Origin of the sequence: Streptomyces sp. Ac-502 (genome assembly GCF_045222935.1) — a bacterium.
GTDB lineage: Bacteria > Actinomycetota > Actinomycetes > Streptomycetales > Streptomycetaceae > Streptomyces > Streptomyces monomycini.
Window position 1 is genome coordinate 6864940 of the sequence record NZ_JBHFFO010000001.1, and the last position, 16180, is coordinate 6881119.

The following is a 16180-nucleotide window of genomic DNA, read 5'->3' on the forward strand; positions in this document are numbered from 1 at the left end:
GAGAGCGCGGGCGGCCGCCGCGTGTCCTACAGAAGCGCGCGGGTGCGCTCCACGAGGCGGACGACCGAGGTGTCCGCCACGGTCGCCACCTCGTCGTACGGGAACCAGCGGAGGTCCAGCGACTCGTCGCTGATCACCGCCTCGGCCCCCTCGGGCGCCAGCGCCGCGTACTGCACGTCCAGATGCCACGCGCACGGCGTCAGATGCCGGTCCAGGCGCACCGGCCCGCCCAGCAGCGTCAGCCCGGACGCGATCCCGGACTCCTCGCGGGCCTCGCGCAACGCCGCGTCCGCGAGCGTGGCGTCCTCGGGCTCGCAGTGCCCGCCCATCTGGAGCCACATCTTGAGCTTGCGGTGCAGCGTCAGCAGCACCCGCCCGCGCGCCGGGTCGATGACCAGGGCACTGGCCGTGATGTGCCCGTCCTTGCAGGGCTTGCCCATGCCGTCGGGGTGGGTCGCCAGGTGGTCCAGGTAGGAGAGCCGCAGCCGCTCCTGCTCAGGGGACGGCGCGGGCCACTCCTTGAGGACCCGCGCCGCGTCGTCGTGAAGGCTCACTTCTCGCCGTCGCCCCCGGGCTTGCCGCCCTCGGCCGAACCGTCCTGACCGGTGCCTTCGTCCGTCTCCTTGGTCAGGTCCGGCTTCCCGGCGCCGCCCGCCGCCTCGCCGAGCATCTTGTCCAGTTCGGAGAAGTCCAGCTGCTCGTGGTGGACGAAGCCGTCCGGGTCGTCCAGGTCGGCGGCGGTCGGCAGCATGTCCGGGTGCTCCCAGAGCGCGTCCCGGCCGTCCAGGCCACGGGCGTCCGTCAGCAGGGCCCACAGCCGCGAGGCGTCCCGCAGGCGCCGCGGACGCAGCTCCAGACCGATGAGGGTGGCGAAGGTCTGCTCGGCCGGGCCGCCGGTCGCCCGGCGCCGTCGCAGCGTCTCGCGCAGCGCGTCGGCCGACGGCAGGTGCGGGGAGGCGGCGGCGTGCACCACCGCGTCCACCCAGCCCTCGACGAGAGCCAGCGCCGTCTCCAGCCGGGCCAGCGCCGCCTTCTGCTCCGGGGTGTCCTCGGGCTGGAACATGCCCTGCTGAAGGGCGTTCTGCAGCTCCTCGGGGTGCTGCGGGTCGAGCTGGCCGACCACGTCCTCCAGCTTGGTCGTGTCGACCTTGATGCCGCGGGCGTAGCCCTCGACCGCGCCGAACAGGTGCGAGCGCAGCCACGGCACATGGGCGAAGAGCCGCTGGTGGGCGGCCTCGCGCAGGGCCAGGTAGAGCCGCACCTCCTCCTCGGGCACGCCGAGGCCGGAGCCGAAGTTGGCGATGTTCCCGGGCAGCAGCGCGGCCTTGCCGGCCGGTCCCAGGGGCAGCCCGACGTCGGTGGAGCCGACGACCTCACCGGCCAGGACGCCCAGCGCCTGCCCGATCTGGGTGCCGAACATGGCGCCGCCCATGGAGCGCATCATGCCGAGCAGCGGGCCCGCCATGGCCTGCATCTCCTCGGGCAGGACGTCGCCCATGGCCGCGCCGACGCGCTCCGCGACCGGGTCCACCAGGTCCTTCCACACCGGCAGGGTCTCCTCGACCCACTCGGCGCGGCTCCACGACAGCACCGTGCTCGCGCCCGAGGGCAGCGACGTCACGCCGTCCAGCCACAGGTCGGCGAGGCGCACGGCCTCTTCGAGGGCCGCCCGCTCTCCGGGGGAGACGCTGGCGTCCTTGGTGCCGTCCTCGGCGCCCTGCGCGACGGTCTGCCGCGCGATGTCCTTGGCCATGTCCCAGTTCACCGGGCCGCCCTCGTACGAGAGCATCTGGCCCAGCTTCTGGAAGGCGGCGCCAAGATCGCCAGGGTTCATCTCGCCACCAGGACCGCCCATGCCGCCGAAGAGCGCCGCGAACGGGTTGTCCGCGCCGCCGCTCCCGCCGCCGAATCCGAACGGGTTCGCGGGGCCCTGGCTACCTCCCTGGCCGCCCTTCTTCTCGCCGTTGTCGCCGTCCTCCGGCTCCTCCGGCGGAAGGCCGAATCCAAATGGGGTGTCACTCACGGGTTTCCTCGGCTCGTAGGGCCGCCGGCCAGGGGCCGGCGGCGGCTGCCCGACATTCTCTTCCAGCCTAGACACCCGCCCCGCTTCGGGGCTCGGTGCTTCGCCGTCCCGGTGCCTGCGGCAGGATGGACGCCACCTGGTACGTACGGCGTCAACACGCCTACGCACTGAAGACAACCGCTGGAGACGCCCGGTGAGTTCCCCAGATCCGACCGTTCGCGCAGCGCGAAACACCGCTGCCGAGACCGAGCACGCAGGAAAACAGGCGGACGGCGGGCCCGCCCGGCCGCTGCGCCGCCCCGTCGTCGCGGTCACCGGCGCCGCTTCCGGCGTGGGTGCCCTGCTGACCCAGGCGCTGACCGAGTCCGACGAGGTCAAGCGGGTCGTGGCCATCGACGAGCGACGCGGCGAGAACGCCGAGGCGCACTGGCACGTCCTGGACGTCCGGGACCCGGCCATCGCCGACAAGCTGCGCGGCGCCGACGTCGTCGTGCACCTCGCCGTCGACCTCGACCTGGAGACCGACGCGGCCGCCCGTACGGCGTACAACGTGCGCGGTACGCAGACGGTCCTCACGGCCGCGGCGGCCGCCGGCGTGCACCGGGTCGTGCTCTGCACCTCCGCCATGGTCTACGGCGCGCTCCCGGACAACGACGTGCCGCTGGCCGAGGACGCCGAGCTGCGGGCCACCGCCGACGCCACCGGGGTCGGCGACCTCCTGGAGATCGAGCGCCTGGCGCACCGCGCGCCCCGCGCGCACCCCGGCCTGAACGTCACCGTCCTGCGCCCCACCGTCCTGGTGGGCGGCACGGACACCGCCCTGACCCGCTACTTCGAGTCGCCGCGGCTGCTGGTCGTCGCCGGTTCCCGCCCCGCCTGGCAGTTCTGCCACGTGGAGGATCTGGTCAGCGCCCTGGAGTACGCCGCGCTGGAGAAGGTCGAGGGCGAGCTGGCGGTGGGCTGCGACGGGTGGCTGGAGCAGGAGGAGGTCGAGGAGCTGTCCGGCATCCGGCGCATGGAGCTGCCGTCCTCGGTGGCGCTCGGCGCCGCCGCCCGGCTGCACCGCATCGGCCTCACGCCCTCGCCCGCCGGAGACCTGGCCTACACGATGCATCCGTGGGTGGTCAGCGGCAGCCGGCTGCACGAGGCGGGCTGGCGCCCCCGGTGGACGAACGAGGAGGTGCTGACCGAGCTGCTGGAGGAGGTGGCGGGCCGGCACACGGTCGCCGGCCGCCGCCTGGGCCGCAAGGACGCCACCGCGGCCGGAGCGGCCGGCGCGACGGTCGCCCTCCTGGGCACCGCCGCCCTGGTCCGCCGCGCCCGTAAGGCGCGCCGGCGCATCTGAGGATCCGGGGGCGGGTGCGCTGCGTCCCCGCCGTGGGGGAGGGCTCGTACGGGGACGGCGGCTCCGTACGGCCGCGTCGGGCCCGTTCCGCCGCGCCGACTCCGTACGGGCCACGACGGCCCGTACGGCCCCGGAGCAGCGCCTGTACGGCCACGCAGCGGCCCCCGTACGGCCGTGCCGAGGCCCCGCGCCGCCCCGCCCGCCCCGCGCCTGTAGGAGCCTCCAACACGCCCCGTCACAGGACCGGCGGAAAGCCCATGCCCCGTGCCGCCGCCCCGTACGGCACGATGGAGCCATGCCAGGCACGTATGACCACCCGGGCGAGCAGGGCGCGGCCGACGCGATCCGCCTCCTCGCGGTCCGTGACACCCCGCTGTCCTTGGACGAGGTCTTCGCGGCCGTCGGCGATCCCGCCGCCGGCGGCACGGCCCTGTTCGTCGGTACGGTCCGTTCCCACGACGGCGGCGCCGACGTCGACGCCCTCGGTTACTCGGCGCACCCGAGCGCCGAGGCCGAACTGCGCCGCGTCGCCGAGAAGGTGGCCGCCGACTTCCCCGTACGCGCGATGGCCGCGGTGCACCGCGTGGGCGAGCTGGCCGTCGGCGACCTGGCGGTCGTGGTGGCGGTCTCCTGCCCGCACCGCGCGGAGGCGTTCGCGGCCTGCCGGCGGCTGATCGACGACCTCAAGCACGAGGTGCCGATCTGGAAGAACCAGCGTTTTTCGGACGGTACCCAGGAGTGGGTCGGCGCCTGCTGACGGCCGGTTTCCGGCGGTGGCGGCGGTTCCGGGCGGCGTCGGTAAAGCCTTTACGCGCGCTCCAGTTGCGTAACCCGCCCCCTGGCGTGAGCGTTGACCTGGCAGATGGTTAATCTGCTTATTCGTCGTTGCGGTTGTTACAAGGGGTCGGGAGGCCGCTATGGGAGCGCTCCTCTGGTTGCTGATTCCGGTTCTCGCCGTCATCGCCGCCGTCGTGTGGAGCAGTTGGGCATCACGCAACCGCAGGACCGGGGACGTCGCGGAACTGGCGGGCTATGCGCGGTTCCGGGAGGCGATGGAGAAACCGGAGAAGGCGCATTCCGGTTCGGACGCGGCGCGAGCCTGACGGGCTGAGCCGGGGCCATGACCGGGGCCGTGGCCGTCGTACGCGGACGCAAGCGGCCGCCATGGTTCCGGTTCCCCGCCGCCCTCGCCCCGCGTCCGCGGCGGTTCCGGGGCACCGCGTCCCGTGACCCGCTCCGCACCCCGTCCCGTCCGCCCCCGGACGGACGGCCCCCGAGGCCGGGTGCCGGAGGCGTCCCGTACTGTCGTTCCATGCCACGCCGCACCGCGACGCTGCTCGCCTCTCTCGTGATGCTGATTGCGCTGATCTGCGCCGGGATGGTGATTCCCGTTCCGTATTCCGAGATGTATCCGGGGCCCACGACCAACACCCTGGGCGAGCACGAGGGTGAGCCGGTGCTGCAGATATCCGGCCACAAGACGTATCCGACCTCCGGCCATCTGAACATGGTCACCGTCCGGGTCACCGGCGCCGAGTACCGCATGAACCTCTTCGCCGCGGTCGTCGGCTGGCTCAAGCACGACAGCCTCGTGGTGCCGCACAAGACGCTCTACCCGGAGGGCCAGACGGCGGAGCAGTCCGACCAGCAGAACGCCGAGGAGTTCACCCAGTCCCTGGAGAGCGCCAAGGTCGCCGCGTTCAAGCAGCTGAACATCCCGGTGGGCTCCCAGACGGTCGTGGCATCCGTCGTCAAGGACGCCCCCGCGGACGGCAAGCTGCACGCCGGTGACGTGATCAAGGCCGTGGACGGTACGGCGGTCAAGGCCAACACGGACGTGGCGAAGCTGGTCACCCGGCACAAGCCGGGCGAACAGGCCGTCTTCACGGTCATTCCCGCCAAGGAGGCGGCCGCGGCCCAGAAGAAGGGCAAGCGCCCCGAAGGACCCACCAAGGACGTCGCCGTCACGACCGCGAAGGCGGAGGGCGGCCGGCCGGTCGTGGGCATCCAGGCCGGCATCGACTACACGTTCCCGTTCAACGTCGACATCAAGCTGGCCGACGTCAGCGGCCCCAGCGCCGGGCTGATGTTCGCCCTCGGGATCATCGACAAGCTCACGCCCGAGGACATGACCGGCGGAAAGTTCGTCGCCGGTACGGGCACGATCGACGCCGACGGCAAGGTCGGCCCGATCGGCGGTATCGCGATGAAGGTGGTCGGCGCGCGCAACAAGGGCGCCGAGTACTTCCTCACCCCCAAGGACAACTGCGCGTCCGTCGTCGACGACCACCCGGACGGCCTGCGCCTGGTCAAGGTGGACACCATCCAGGACGCGCTGAAGTCCCTGGAGAAGATCCGCAAGGGGGACACGGCCGACCTGCCGAGCTGCCCCGCGAACAAGTAGGCGGCCCGCTCCGGGCCGGGCAGCCGTTCCGGCGTCGGGCCCGGCAGCCGCTGCCGCGCCCGTGGGCCCGCGGGGGCCGTGGAGGACCCGTAGGAGGCCCGCCGGCCCCGCGCCACGGCGGCCGGACCGGGGCACCCGCCCCGGCCCCGGACGGGCCGCGGCGTCAGCTCTCGAAGGTGGCGGACAGCGCGTCCGCCAGCCCCGGCACGAGCTGCGAGCCGGTCAGCACCTCGGACGTGGAGTCCTTCTCCCGCAGCCGCAGCGCCGACTCGCGCGTGCCGTCCCGCAGCACCGCCACCGTCATCCGCACCTCCTGGCGGTCCGGGTGACCGGCGACCCACTCGGCGATCTGCGCGTCGTCCATGCCCTTCGGAACGGAGTCCTCCGCGGACGGCGGCAGCATCAGCCGCTCGACGGTCATCGCGCAGCCGGCCACCGCGTCCGGCCAGCCGATGGTGGCCAGGAACTCGTCCAGCGGGGCGCCGGCCGGGATCTCGTCCTGCTCGACCGGGGTCAGCGAGGCGGTGGTGGAGTCGTCGATACCGAGCTGCTCGGCGAGCGAGGGTTCCTGCTCACGCAGCTGGGCGGTGTCCACGAGGGCGAAGAGGCGGGCGGGCTGGTCCCAGCCGAGTCCGGCGGCGTACTCGTCGATTTCGAGTACGGCACGGGTCAGCGGGCTGGCGGCGAGGGGGTGCCGTCGACGGGAAGGTTGTTCATGCTCAATATCGTGCCCTGCTGACCCCGGAAAACGGGAACCGGGTAAAGCCTTAGTAAGTTGCAACAGTGGGTCCTACTATCGCCGGGCCTGCTCAACACGACAGCGAACTTCGAGGTGCGCACCTTGGCTTTCCAGATGCCGGACCGTGGCGGAGGCCCGACAGGGCCACGGATCAGAGTCGGCCGACCGTCCCGGCGGATCCGGACCCTGCTCATGACACTGGGCGTGCTGGCCGTGCTGGCCATGCTCTTCGTCATGTTCTCCGGGTTCTGGACCGACTGGCTCTGGTTCCGGTCGGTCCACTATTCCTCGGTCTTCACCACCACCCTGTTGACGAAGATCGGACTTTTTCTCGCCTTCGGCGCCCTGATGGCCGCCGCGGTCGGCATCAACATCTGGCTGGCGCACCGGCTGCGGCCGCCGCTGAGCGCGATGTCCATGGAGCAGCAGAGCCTGGACCGCTACCGGATGGGCCTCGCCCCGTACAAGAAGTGGGCGCTGCTCGCGGTCACCGCGGTGGTGGGCCTGATCGCCGGTGCCTCGGCCTCCGGCCAGTGGCGTACGTGGCTCCAGTGGGTGAACGGTGTGCCGTTCGGCCAGAAGGACCCGCAGTTCGGCAAGGACGTCGCGTTCTACGCCTTCGACCTGCCCTGGTACCGCTTCCTGCTCAGCTTCGGCTTCGCGTGCGCGGTGCTGTGCCTGATCGCCGCGGCGCTCACCCACTACCTGTACGGCGGGCTGCGCGTCACGAGCCCCGGCTCGCGCGCGACGGCCGCCGCCACCGGCCACCTCTCCGTGGTGCTGGGCGTCTTCGTGTCGCTCAAGGCCATCGCGTACTGGCTCGACCGGTACGGCCTGGCGGTGAAGTCCAGCGGGCTGAAGTCCGCCGACGGCTGGACCGGTCTGCGCTATGTGGACGCCAACGCCTACCTGCCCGCCAAGACGATCCTGTTCTTCATCGCGGCGATCTGCGCGGTGCTCTTCTTCGCGACGCTGTGGCGCCGTACCTGGCAGCTGCCGGTCATCGGCTTCGGCCTGATGGTGCTCTCCGCGGTCCTCATCGGCGGCCTGTATCCGGCCATCGTGCAGAAGTTCCAGGTCCAGCCGAACGAGCAGGCCAAGGAAGCGCCGTACATCAAGCAGAACATCGAGGCGACCCGCGACGCGTACGACATCAAGAGTGTCGACGTGCAGGGGTACGACGGCAACTACAAGCCGAAGAACGACACGGAACGGGAGAAGCTGCGCGACGCCGCCGACACCACGGCGAGCGTGCGGCTGCTCGACCCGAACGTGGTCTCCCCGTCCTTCCAGCAGCGCCAGCAGGTCCGCAGCTACTACCAGTTCCCGTCGACGCTCGACGTGGACCGGTACAAGGACAAGGACGGCAAGGACCAGGACACCGTCATCGGCCTGCGTGAGCTGAACCTCAACGGCGTCTCCGAGCGCAACTGGATCAACGACCACTTCAAGTACACCCACGGGTTCGGCGCCGTGGCGGCCAAGGGCACCACGTTCGCCGAGGGCGGCGAGCCGGCTTACACCGAGAGCGAGCTGCCCTCGAAGGGTCAGTTCGGCCCGTACGAGCAGCGGGTGTACTACGGCGAGAAGACCACCCAGTACTCGATCGTGGGCGGGCCGCAGAAGGAGCTGGACTACTCCTCCGACAAGAGCGGCGAGAAGAGTTACAGCTACACCGGCAAGAGCGGGGTCAACCTCGCCAACCCGGTCAACCGCGCCGCCTACGCGGTCGCGTTCGGCGAGCCGCAGATCCTCTACTCGGGCGCCATCGGCAAGGACTCGCGGATCCTGTACAACCGCACGCCCAAGGAGCGCGTGGAGGCGGTCGCCCCCTGGCTGACCATCGACGGCGACGCCTACCCGGCGGTCATCGACGGCCGGATCAAGTGGATCGTCGACGCCTACACGACGAGCAACGGCTATCCGTACGCCTCGCGCACCACGCTCGGTGACACCACCGCCGACTCGCTCACCGACGGTCAGCGGGCGGTCGTCGCCCAGCAGAACCAGGTCAACTACATCCGCAACTCGGTCAAGGCCACGGTCGACGCCTACGACGGTTCGGTCAAGCTCTACGAGTGGGACACCAAGGACCCGGTCCTCAAGACCTGGATGAAGTCGTTCCCCGGGACGGTCGAGAAGAAGAGTTCCATCAGCAAGTCCCTGATGGAACACATGCGCTACCCGCAGGACCTCTTCAAGGTGCAGCGCCAGCTGCTGACGACGTACCACGTCACCGACCCGAACACCTTCTACACGGGCAGCGAGCGCTGGCAGGTCCCGAACGACCCGACGAACAAGTCGGGCAACTCGGTGCCGCCGTACTACCAGAGCCTGAAGATGCCGGACCAGAAGGCCCAGACCTTCGCGCTCACCACGACGTTCACCCCCAACAAGCGGGACAACCTGGGGGCGTTCATGGCGGTCGACGCCAATGCCACCAGTGGTGACTACGGCAAGATCAGAGTGCTGAAACTGCCGTCCCAGACACCGGTGCCGGGGCCCCAGCAGGTCCAGTCGAAGTTCAACTCCGATCCGAAGATCGCCAACGAGCTGAACATCCTGAAGAAACTCGGCGACTCCGAGATCGAGTACGGCAACCTGCTGACGGTCCCGATGAACGGCGGCCTGCTGTACGTGGAGCCGGTCTACCTGCGCGGCGCGGGCACCAACTACCCGCTGCTGAAGAAGGTGCTGGTCAGCTACGGCGAGAACGACCCCGTGCTGGGCAACAACCTGGCCGAGGCGCTCGATGTCGTGTTCGGCAAGAAGCCGCCGGGCTCCGGGACGGAGCAGCCGCCGTCCGACGGCGGTGACACGGGCAAGCAGCCGCCCGCCGACCAGACGGTGCAACAGGCCCTCGACGACGCCGTGAAGGCGTACGAGGGGGGCGAGAAGGCCCGCAAGGAAGGCGACTGGGCCGGTTACGGCGAGGCGCAGAAGAAGCTGAAGGCGGCCCTGGACCGGGCGGCCGAGGCGGAGAAGAAGTCCGCACAGAAGGGTGACGCCGGCAAGAACGGCGGCACCGGCGGAGACTGATTCCGCGGCCCGGCCCCCGGGAGCGACCGGCGGGCCGGGCACCCCTCCGCGCCGTGGTACCTTGGATACACAACGGCGCGGGGTGGAGCAGCTCGGTAGCTCGCTGGGCTCATAACCCAGAGGTCGCAGGTTCAAATCCTGTCCCCGCTACTGAAGAACGAAGGCCCGGATCCTTGGGATCCGGGCCTTCGTCATGTGTGGCGCGACACGCCCGGACGGGCGCGCCTTTCCCAGATGTGAACGACAGTGGAGGAGAACGGAGTTTGGCATGTCTCTGTATCGGGAAGTCGACAAAACGCTGTAGTGACCTCACTGGCTGCGGTATACCAGGTGTACGCGGGTTGCGGGTGGTGCGACGATGGCCCTCATGGGGGACAAGGCAAGGTTGTTGGAGACAGGCCGGTTTGTGCACGCGCCCGACGACGGGCGCGAATCCGGGACACCGGGCGGACGGGACACCGTGCTTCCGGACCAGCGTGATGCCGACATGCCGCTGGACGTGATCGAGGCCGACGCCGCCGCGGAGGCGTCCGAAGCCGTGACCGAAGCCCACCACCGCCGGGCCGCCGAAGCCGGCGACACCGCCGCCATGAGCGTGCTGGGCGCGATGCTGCTGCGCCGCGGCGACCTGGACGGCGCCGAACCGTACCTGCGCTCCGCCACCGCGGCGGGCGACCGCGCGGCCGCCAACAACCTGGGCGTCCTGCTGCACCAGCGCGGGTACGCGGACGAGGCGGCGGGCTGGTGGCGTATCGCCGCCGTCGCCGGATCCGCCGCGGCCGCCCACGCCCTCGGCCGCTTCTACCGGGAGCGCGGCGACGAGCCCGCGGCCGAGTACTGGCTGCGCCAGTCCGCCGAGTCGGGACACTGCCTCGGCGCGTACGCCCTCGCCGACCTCCTGGAGCACCGCGGCGACGTGGGCGCCGAGCGCTGGTTCCGCGCCGCCGCCGAGCGCGGGCACCGCGAAGCCGCGTACCGCCTCGCCCGCCTGCTGGACGACCGCGCCAACGCCCTGGGCGGCGACGGCACCCCGGACGCCGAGGCCGAGCAGTGGTACCGCCAGGCCGCCGCGCGCGGGCACCGTCGCGCCGCACTGCACCTGGGCACGCTCCTGGAGGAGCGCGGGGAGACCCAGGAAGCGGGCCGCTGGTACCTGACCGCGGCCAAGGGCGGCGAGGCGCGGGCCGCCTGCGCCCTCGGCTTCCTGCTGCGCGACGCGGGCGACGAGGAGAGCGCCGCCGAGTGGTGGCGCCGCGCCGCCCAGGACGGTGACGGCAACGCCGCCAACGCGCTGGGCGCGCTGCACGCCGACCGCGGCGAGACGCAGACCGCCGAACGCTGGTACCGCGCCGCACTGGACGCGGGCGATGTGAACGGCGCGTACAACATCGGCCTGCTCTGCGCCGAACAGGGCCGGGAGGGCCGCGGCGAGCAGTGGTACCGCCGCGCCGCCTACGCCGGACACCGCGAGGCCGCCAACGCGCTCGCCATCATGCTGCTCCAGCGCGGCGACTCGGCAGGCGCCGAGCCGTGGTTCTCCAAGGCCGCCGAGGCGGGCAGCGTGGACGCCGCCTTCAACCTCGGCATCCTGTACGCGGAACGCGGCGCTGAGCGGATGGCGCACGAGTGGTACGAGCGCGCCGCCGCGGCCGGGCACACCGAGGCGGCCCTCCAGGTCGCCATCGTCCACCTGCGCGACGGTGACACGGAGGCCGCCGAGCGGCACCTGCGCTGCGCGGCGGACGGCGGCAGTGCCGAGGCGGCGTTCCGCCTCGCCGACCTGCTGGACCGCCGCGACGGTGGCGCGGTCGAGCGGCGGCAGGACGACGAGTGCACCCGGTGGTACGAGCACGCCGCACGGCAGGGGCACCGGCGCGCCCAGGTCCGGGTTGGCATGTTCGCGGCGGCGCGGGGCGATGTGGTCGAGGCCGCGCGCTGGTACCGCGCCGCGGCCGAGGCGGGCAGCCGCAACGGCGCCTTCAACCTCGGCCTGCTGCTGGCCCGGGAGGGCAGCCTGCCCGAGGCCGCCCTGTGGTGGACCCGCGCCGCCGAGGACGGGCACGGGCGCGCCGCCCTGCGGCTGGCCCTGCTCGCCGCCCGGCGCGGCGCCCTCGCCGAAGGGCACCAGTGGTGCCGGCGGGCCGTGGAACTGGGGCCGCCGGAGGTCGCGGAGCGCGCGGCGCGGCTGCGCGAGGCGCTCCAGGAAGAGCTGAGCGCGTAGGACGCGTGCTGGATGGCGGGCGCGCCGTACGGGGCCGGGCTGCTCCGTACGGCGTTGTCCACCCGCGCCCCGGTGCCCCGGATGCCGCTGGCCCCAGCTCGACGGAACGTGATTTGCGCTGGTCGTCGCGGTGCGGTTACAGTAGACACACAACGGCGCGGGGTGGAGCAGCTCGGTAGCTCGCTGGGCTCATAACCCAGAGGTCGCAGGTTCAAATCCTGTCCCCGCTACTGAAGACGAAGGCCCGGATTCTCAGGAATCCGGGCCTTCGTCGTATGGGCGCGCGGGGCTTTGCCGTACGGGCGCACGAGGCGTCGGCGCGTCATCCGCCGCTGCGTTCGCCCTTCGGGCCCCGGCCGCGCTCGGTGCGCGGGCCCCGGCTGCGCCGGCCCTCCTCGTTGGCCTGCTGATCGTTGATACCGCTGTTCTCGGCGTCCTTGCGGAGCCGGGCGCGGCGCTTGTCGTAGTCCTTGCTGCCGGGCTCGGGCACAGTGACCACCTCCTGGGCCCTGGGTGCCCCGGCGGATCGGGCGAAAACGCCTTTACCGGGATGTACCGCAGGCATCGTGGGCGGGGTGGATAAGCCGAAGAGCCCGCACCGGCCGGCGCGGGCTCTCTCCGTGGGCGGGCCGGCGTCGGTGGCGCGGCCGTCGCCCGGGTCAGTTGTGGGAGTGGCAGTTCGGGCAGATGCCCCGGTACGTCACCGAGACCTCGGAGACCTGGAAGCCGAACCGTTCCGGCACCGGCAGGGCGGCGAGCGGGTCACTGTCCAGGTGTACGTCCCTTATCGTCCCGCACCGCGAGCACACCAGGTGCTGGTGGTCGTGGTGGGCGTTGGGGTCGTACCGCTTGGCGCGGCCGTCCGTGCTGACCTCCAGCACCTCGCCGAGCGAGACCAGCTCGCCGAGCGTGTTGTACACGGTCGCGCGCGAGATCTCCGGCAGGCGCTCGGTCGCCCGGGCGTGCACTTCGTCAGCGGTGTAGTGGACGTGGTCCCCGTCGAGGACCTCGGCGACGACGCGTCGCTGCGCGGTCAGCCGCCAGCCGCGTCCCCGGAGTCGTTCCAGCAGGTCACTCATGCCAATCACCTATCAGTCAGATAAGGCCAGGGTAGCAGTGGCTCGTCCATCACCGGATCCGGTACGAGTCTCGGGTTCTTCTTGACTTAGACAATGTCCAATGTAGGATCGGTTTCGGCGCAAGCCAAGGGCAGGTTCATGACTCAGGAGGCGCACGTGTCGGTACAGAGCAGCACCGGACCGCTGACCACGGAGGCCGGGGCTCCGGTCGCGGACAACCAGAACAGCGAGACGGCCGGCACCGGCGGTCCCGGACTCATCCAGGACCAGCTCCTGATGGAGAAGCTTGCGCACTTCAATCGCGAGCGCATCCCGGAGCGTGTGGTGCACGCCCGCGGCGCCGGCGCCTACGGCACGTTCACGCTGACCGCGGACGTCTCGCGGTACACCCGCGCCAAGTTCCTCTCCGAGGTCGGCAAGCAGACCGAGACGTTCCTGCGGTTCTCCACCGTCGCCGGCAACCTCGGCTCCGCCGACGCGGTGCGCGACCCGCGCGGCTTCGCGCTGAAGTTCTACACCGAAGAGGGCAACTACGACCTCGTCGGCAACAACACCCCGGTGTTCTTCATCAAGGACGCCATCAAGTTCCCCGACTTCATCCACACCCAGAAGCGCGACCCGTACACCGGCTCGCAGGAGGCGGACAACGTCTGGGACTTCTGGGGTCTGTCGCCCGAGTCCACCCACCAGGTGACCTGGCTCTTCGGTGACCGCGGCATCCCGGCGTCCTACCGCCACATGGACGGCTTCGGCTCGCACACCTACCAGTGGAACAACGAGGCCGGCGAGGTCTTCTGGGTCAAGTACCACTTCAAGACCGACCAGGGCATCAAGTGCCTGACCCAGCCGGAGGCCGACAAGCTCGCCGGTGAGGACCCGGACAGCCACCAGCGCGACCTGCGTGAGTCCATCGAGCGCGGCGAGTTCCCGAGCTGGACCGTCCAGGTGCAGATCATGCCGGCCGCCGACGCCGCGACGTACCGCTTCAACCCGTTCGACCTGACGAAGGTCTGGCCGCACGCGGACTACCCGCCGATCGAGATCGGCAAGCTGGAGCTCAACCGCAACCCGGAGAACGTCTTCGCCGAGGTCGAGCAGTCGATCTTCTCCCCGCACCACTTCGTGCCGGGCATCGGCCCGTCCCCCGACAAGATGCTCCAGGGCCGGCTGTTCGCGTACGGCGACGCCCACCGCTACCGCGTCGGCATCAACGCCGACCACCTGCCGGTCAACCGCCCGCACGCCACCGAGGCCCGCTCGCACGGCCGCGACGGCGCGCTCTACGACGGCCGGCACGGCGGCGCGAAGAACTACGAGCCGAACAGCTTCGGCGGCCCGGTGGAGACCGGCCGGGCGATGTGGCAGCCGATCGCGGTGAGCGGCACGACCGGCCAGTCGGAAGCGCCCTCGCACGCCGAGGACAACGACTACGTGCAGGCCGGCAACCTGTACCGCCTGATGACGGAAGAGGAGAAGGAGCGTCTGGTCGGCAACCTGGCCGGCTTCATCTCCAAGGTCTCGCGCGACGACATAGCCCAGCGCGCGATCGAGAACTTCCGCAAGGCGGACCCCGACTACGGCAAGCGGCTGGAGGCCGCGGTCCAGGCCCTGCGCGGCTGACCCTTCCCTTGCCGTAACACCGAAGAGGCCGGACGCCAATGGGCTCCGGCCTCTTCGCGTGCGCGCGGGCGGGCAGGCGGCCGCGCGCACCGTACGCCGTACGCCCGCGCGCCGTCGCCGCGCCGCGAGGGCCGTCGCCGCATCGCAGGGGCCGGCACTCTCACGGCAACGGCCGTCGCCGCGCGCCGTGAGAGCCACCACCCCCACGGCGCCGGCCGTCACGTCGGTGTGGGGCCTCTCACGCCGGTACGGGGCTGACCCGCTCCTCGCGCTGTTCCGGTACCGAGGCCCGGCACCGGATGATGTCGCGGACCGACACGATCCCCACCGGCTCCAGGTCGTCGAGGACGATGAGATGCCGGAAGCCGCCGTGCACCATGGCGGTGGCGGCCTCGTCGAGCGTCCACTCCGGAGCGGCGAAGACCACGTCCGCGGTCGTGTGGGCCTGCGCGGTCTCCCGGTCCGGGTCCTCTCCCGCGCCCAGGGAGTTGAGGATGTCGCGCTCGGTGAGGATGCCGAGCCCGCTGGTGTCGGTGTCCAGGACGACGGCCGCGCCGACGCGCCGCGCGGCCATCAGGTGGGCTGCCTGGCGCAGGGTGTGGGCGGGCCCGATGGTGAGGACCACCGTGCTCATGGCGTTGCGCACGTACATGGGCATGGAATGGAGCCACCTCCTTGTCGCTTGCGGAGAGCACCTTGCGAATCGATTCACAAGTTCACAAGCTTCGGTGTTCTCATGTTCACATGCGTCCGGGGGTGCAACAAGGGGCGCGGAACGGACGGTTTCCGTTCGCACGCCCCCGGGTGCCGGTCCGTCTGCCGGTACGGGCCGGGCCGCGCCTTCAGCGGCGCTCGTCGCCGACGTAACTGAGCAGTTCCTCGTGCAGCAGGCCGTTGGAGGCCGCGGCGTTCCCGCTGTGCGGCCCCGGCACGCCGTCCAGGCCGGTGAACCGGCCGCCCGCCTCCTGCACGACGACGGCGCAGGCCGCCATGTCCCACAGCGACAGCTCCGGCTCCGCGCAGATGTCCACCGAGCCCTCGGCGACCATCATGTACGGCCAGAAGTCGCCGTAGCCACGGGTGCGCCAGCAGTCCCGGGACAGTTCGAGGAAGCCGGGCAGCCGGCCCTGCTCCTCCCAGCCGGTGAGCGAGGAGTACGCGAACGAAGCGTCCTGGATACGGCCCACCTGCGAGGCCTGGAGCCGGCTCGCGGAGGTCAGGCTGCGGCCCGTGTACGCGCCGAGGCCCTCCGCCGCCCACCAGCGGCGGTTGAGCGCGGGCGCGGAGACGACGCCGACCACCGGGCGGTCGCCGCCCTCGCCGCGCTCCATCAGGGCGATGAGCGTGGCCCAGACCGGGACCCCGCGCACATAGTTCTTGGTGCCGTCGATGGGGTCGATGATCCAGCGGCGCGGCCCCGAGCCCTCGCTGCCGAACTCCTCACCCAGGACGGCGTCGCGCGGACGGGCGCGCTGCAGATGACCACGGATCAGTTCCTCGGCCGCCTTGTCGGCCTCGCTCACCGGAGTCATGTCCGGTTTGGTCTCGACCTTGAGGTCGAGTGCCTTGAACCGCTCCATGGTCGCGGCGTCGGCGGCGTCCGCCAGGACGTGGCCGAGGCGGAGGTCATCGTGATAGTCGGGCATGTGCGAACAGTATCGACTGGTCTCGGGCACGAGCCACATGACGCCGGTTGCCCGGCGCGTACGG

14 protein-coding genes and 2 tRNA genes are annotated in these 16180 nt (G+C 71.3%); 9 read left to right on the forward strand and 7 right to left on the reverse strand.

All coding sequences use genetic code 11. The features are described 5' to 3' along the window. Window positions 1-26 precede the first annotated feature (26 nt). Together ACEXOX_RS31405 and ACEXOX_RS31410 are read right to left on the reverse strand one after the other, a co-directional pair. On the reverse strand, window positions 27-554 hold the full coding sequence (locus ACEXOX_RS31405; protein ID WP_406524408.1) for an NUDIX hydrolase: 528 nt from the start codon (window positions 552-554) through the stop codon (window positions 27-29). Then, window positions 551-2023 (reverse strand): zinc-dependent metalloprotease, encoded by a 1473-nt coding sequence (locus tag ACEXOX_RS31410; RefSeq protein ID WP_406524409.1) that lies wholly within the window; start codon window positions 2021-2023, stop codon window positions 551-553. Before ACEXOX_RS31410 ends, ACEXOX_RS31405 begins: the two co-directional genes overlap by 4 nt. Window positions 2024-2216: 193 nt before the next feature. Here ACEXOX_RS31410 and ACEXOX_RS31415 point away from each other — a divergent pair, with 193 nt between their 5' ends. From ACEXOX_RS31415 to ACEXOX_RS31430, 4 genes are all read left to right on the forward strand, one after another. Continuing rightward, window positions 2217-3368 carry an SDR family oxidoreductase gene (locus tag ACEXOX_RS31415; RefSeq protein ID WP_406524410.1) on the forward strand — a complete coding sequence of 384 codons (1152 nt, stop codon included), beginning with the start codon at window positions 2217-2219 and terminating at the stop codon, window positions 3366-3368. A 295-nt stretch (window positions 3369-3663) separates the two neighbouring features. Continuing rightward, a complete protein-coding gene (locus ACEXOX_RS31420) occupies window positions 3664-4125 on the forward strand; it encodes a molybdenum cofactor biosynthesis protein MoaE (RefSeq protein WP_030022102.1) in 462 nt (153 codons plus the stop codon). A gap of 160 nt (window positions 4126-4285) precedes the next feature. After that, window positions 4286-4471, forward strand: a complete 186-nt coding sequence (locus tag ACEXOX_RS31425) for a hypothetical protein (RefSeq protein WP_030022103.1) — start codon at window positions 4286-4288, stop codon at window positions 4469-4471. A 209-nt stretch (window positions 4472-4680) separates the two neighbouring features. Continuing rightward, window positions 4681-5772, forward strand: a complete 1092-nt coding sequence (locus ACEXOX_RS31430; protein ID WP_406524411.1) for a PDZ domain-containing protein — start codon at window positions 4681-4683, stop codon at window positions 5770-5772. A 163-nt stretch (window positions 5773-5935) separates the two neighbouring features. Here the strand turns inward: ACEXOX_RS31430 and ACEXOX_RS31435 are convergent, their stop codons facing one another. Beyond that, window positions 5936-6496 (reverse strand): PPA1309 family protein, encoded by a 561-nt coding sequence (locus ACEXOX_RS31435; RefSeq protein ID WP_406526527.1) that lies wholly within the window; start codon window positions 6494-6496, stop codon window positions 5936-5938. Between the two features lie 129 nt (window positions 6497-6625). Here ACEXOX_RS31435 and ACEXOX_RS31440 point away from each other — a divergent pair, with 129 nt between their 5' ends. The 4 genes from ACEXOX_RS31440 to ACEXOX_RS31455 all read left to right on the forward strand — a co-directional run bounded on the left by ACEXOX_RS31440 (window position 6626) and on the right by ACEXOX_RS31455 (window position 12001). Continuing rightward, the gene (locus ACEXOX_RS31440) at window positions 6626-9550 is read left to right on the forward strand and encodes a UPF0182 family protein (RefSeq protein WP_406526528.1); all 2925 of its coding nucleotides are present in this window, start codon (window positions 6626-6628) and stop codon (window positions 9548-9550) included. 76 nt (window positions 9551-9626) lie between these two features. After that, window positions 9627-9700 (forward strand) — tRNA-Met (locus ACEXOX_RS31445). A 208-nt stretch (window positions 9701-9908) separates the two neighbouring features. Further along, window positions 9909-11771: a sel1 repeat family protein gene (locus tag ACEXOX_RS31450; RefSeq protein WP_406524412.1), complete on the forward strand. Its 1863-nt coding sequence runs from the start codon at window positions 9909-9911 to the stop codon at window positions 11769-11771. A 156-nt stretch (window positions 11772-11927) separates the two neighbouring features. After that, window positions 11928-12001 (forward strand) — tRNA-Met (locus tag ACEXOX_RS31455). 92 nt (window positions 12002-12093) lie between these two features. Here ACEXOX_RS31455 and ACEXOX_RS31460 read toward each other — a convergent pair. Beyond that, window positions 12094-12261 (reverse strand): hypothetical protein, encoded by a 168-nt coding sequence (locus ACEXOX_RS31460; RefSeq protein WP_406524413.1) that lies wholly within the window; start codon window positions 12259-12261, stop codon window positions 12094-12096. A gap of 169 nt (window positions 12262-12430) precedes the next feature. Next, complete coding sequence (locus ACEXOX_RS31465; RefSeq protein WP_406524414.1) at window positions 12431-12850, reverse strand: Fur family transcriptional regulator; 420 nt, start codon at window positions 12848-12850, stop codon at window positions 12431-12433. Between the two features lie 138 nt (window positions 12851-12988). Here ACEXOX_RS31465 and ACEXOX_RS31470 point away from each other — a divergent pair, with 138 nt between their 5' ends. Beyond that, a complete protein-coding gene (locus ACEXOX_RS31470; protein ID WP_406524415.1) occupies window positions 12989-14470 on the forward strand; it encodes a catalase in 1482 nt (493 codons plus the stop codon). A gap of 238 nt (window positions 14471-14708) precedes the next feature. Here the strand turns inward: ACEXOX_RS31470 and ACEXOX_RS31475 are convergent, their stop codons facing one another. Next, window positions 14709-15122, reverse strand: a complete 414-nt coding sequence (locus tag ACEXOX_RS31475; RefSeq protein ID WP_406526529.1) for a cyclic nucleotide-binding/CBS domain-containing protein — start codon at window positions 15120-15122, stop codon at window positions 14709-14711. Window positions 15123-15312: 190 nt separating this feature from the next. Beyond that, window positions 15313-16116 carry a histidinol-phosphatase gene (gene hisN / locus ACEXOX_RS31480; protein ID WP_406524416.1) on the reverse strand — a complete coding sequence of 268 codons (804 nt, stop codon included), beginning with the start codon at window positions 16114-16116 and terminating at the stop codon, window positions 15313-15315. Window positions 16117-16180: the final 64 nt, after the last annotated feature.

Bases quoted from the DNA above. Each gene is read 5' to 3' on its own strand.
- ACEXOX_RS31420 (WP_030022102.1), top strand. From the start codon at position 3,664: ATGCCAGGCACGTATGACCACCCGGGCGAGCAGGGCGCGGCCGACGCG.
- ACEXOX_RS31425 (WP_030022103.1), top strand. From the start codon at position 4,286: ATGGGAGCGCTCCTCTGGTTGCTGATTCCGGTTCTCGCCGTCATCGCC.
- ACEXOX_RS31430 (WP_406524411.1), top strand. From the start codon at position 4,681: ATGCCACGCCGCACCGCGACGCTGCTCGCCTCTCTCGTGATGCTGATT.
- ACEXOX_RS31440 (WP_406526528.1), top strand. From the start codon at position 6,626: ATGCCGGACCGTGGCGGAGGCCCGACAGGGCCACGGATCAGAGTCGGC.
- ACEXOX_RS31450 (WP_406524412.1), top strand. From the start codon at position 9,909: ATGGCCCTCATGGGGGACAAGGCAAGGTTGTTGGAGACAGGCCGGTTT.
- ACEXOX_RS31465 (WP_406524414.1), bottom strand. From the start codon at position 12,850: ATGAGTGACCTGCTGGAACGACTCCGGGGACGCGGCTGGCGGCTGACC.
- ACEXOX_RS31470 (WP_406524415.1), top strand. From the start codon at position 12,989: ATGACTCAGGAGGCGCACGTGTCGGTACAGAGCAGCACCGGACCGCTG.
- ACEXOX_RS31475 (WP_406526529.1), bottom strand. From the start codon at position 15,122: ATGTACGTGCGCAACGCCATGAGCACGGTGGTCCTCACCATCGGGCCC.
- hisN (WP_406524416.1), bottom strand. From the start codon at position 16,116: ATGCCCGACTATCACGATGACCTCCGCCTCGGCCACGTCCTGGCGGAC.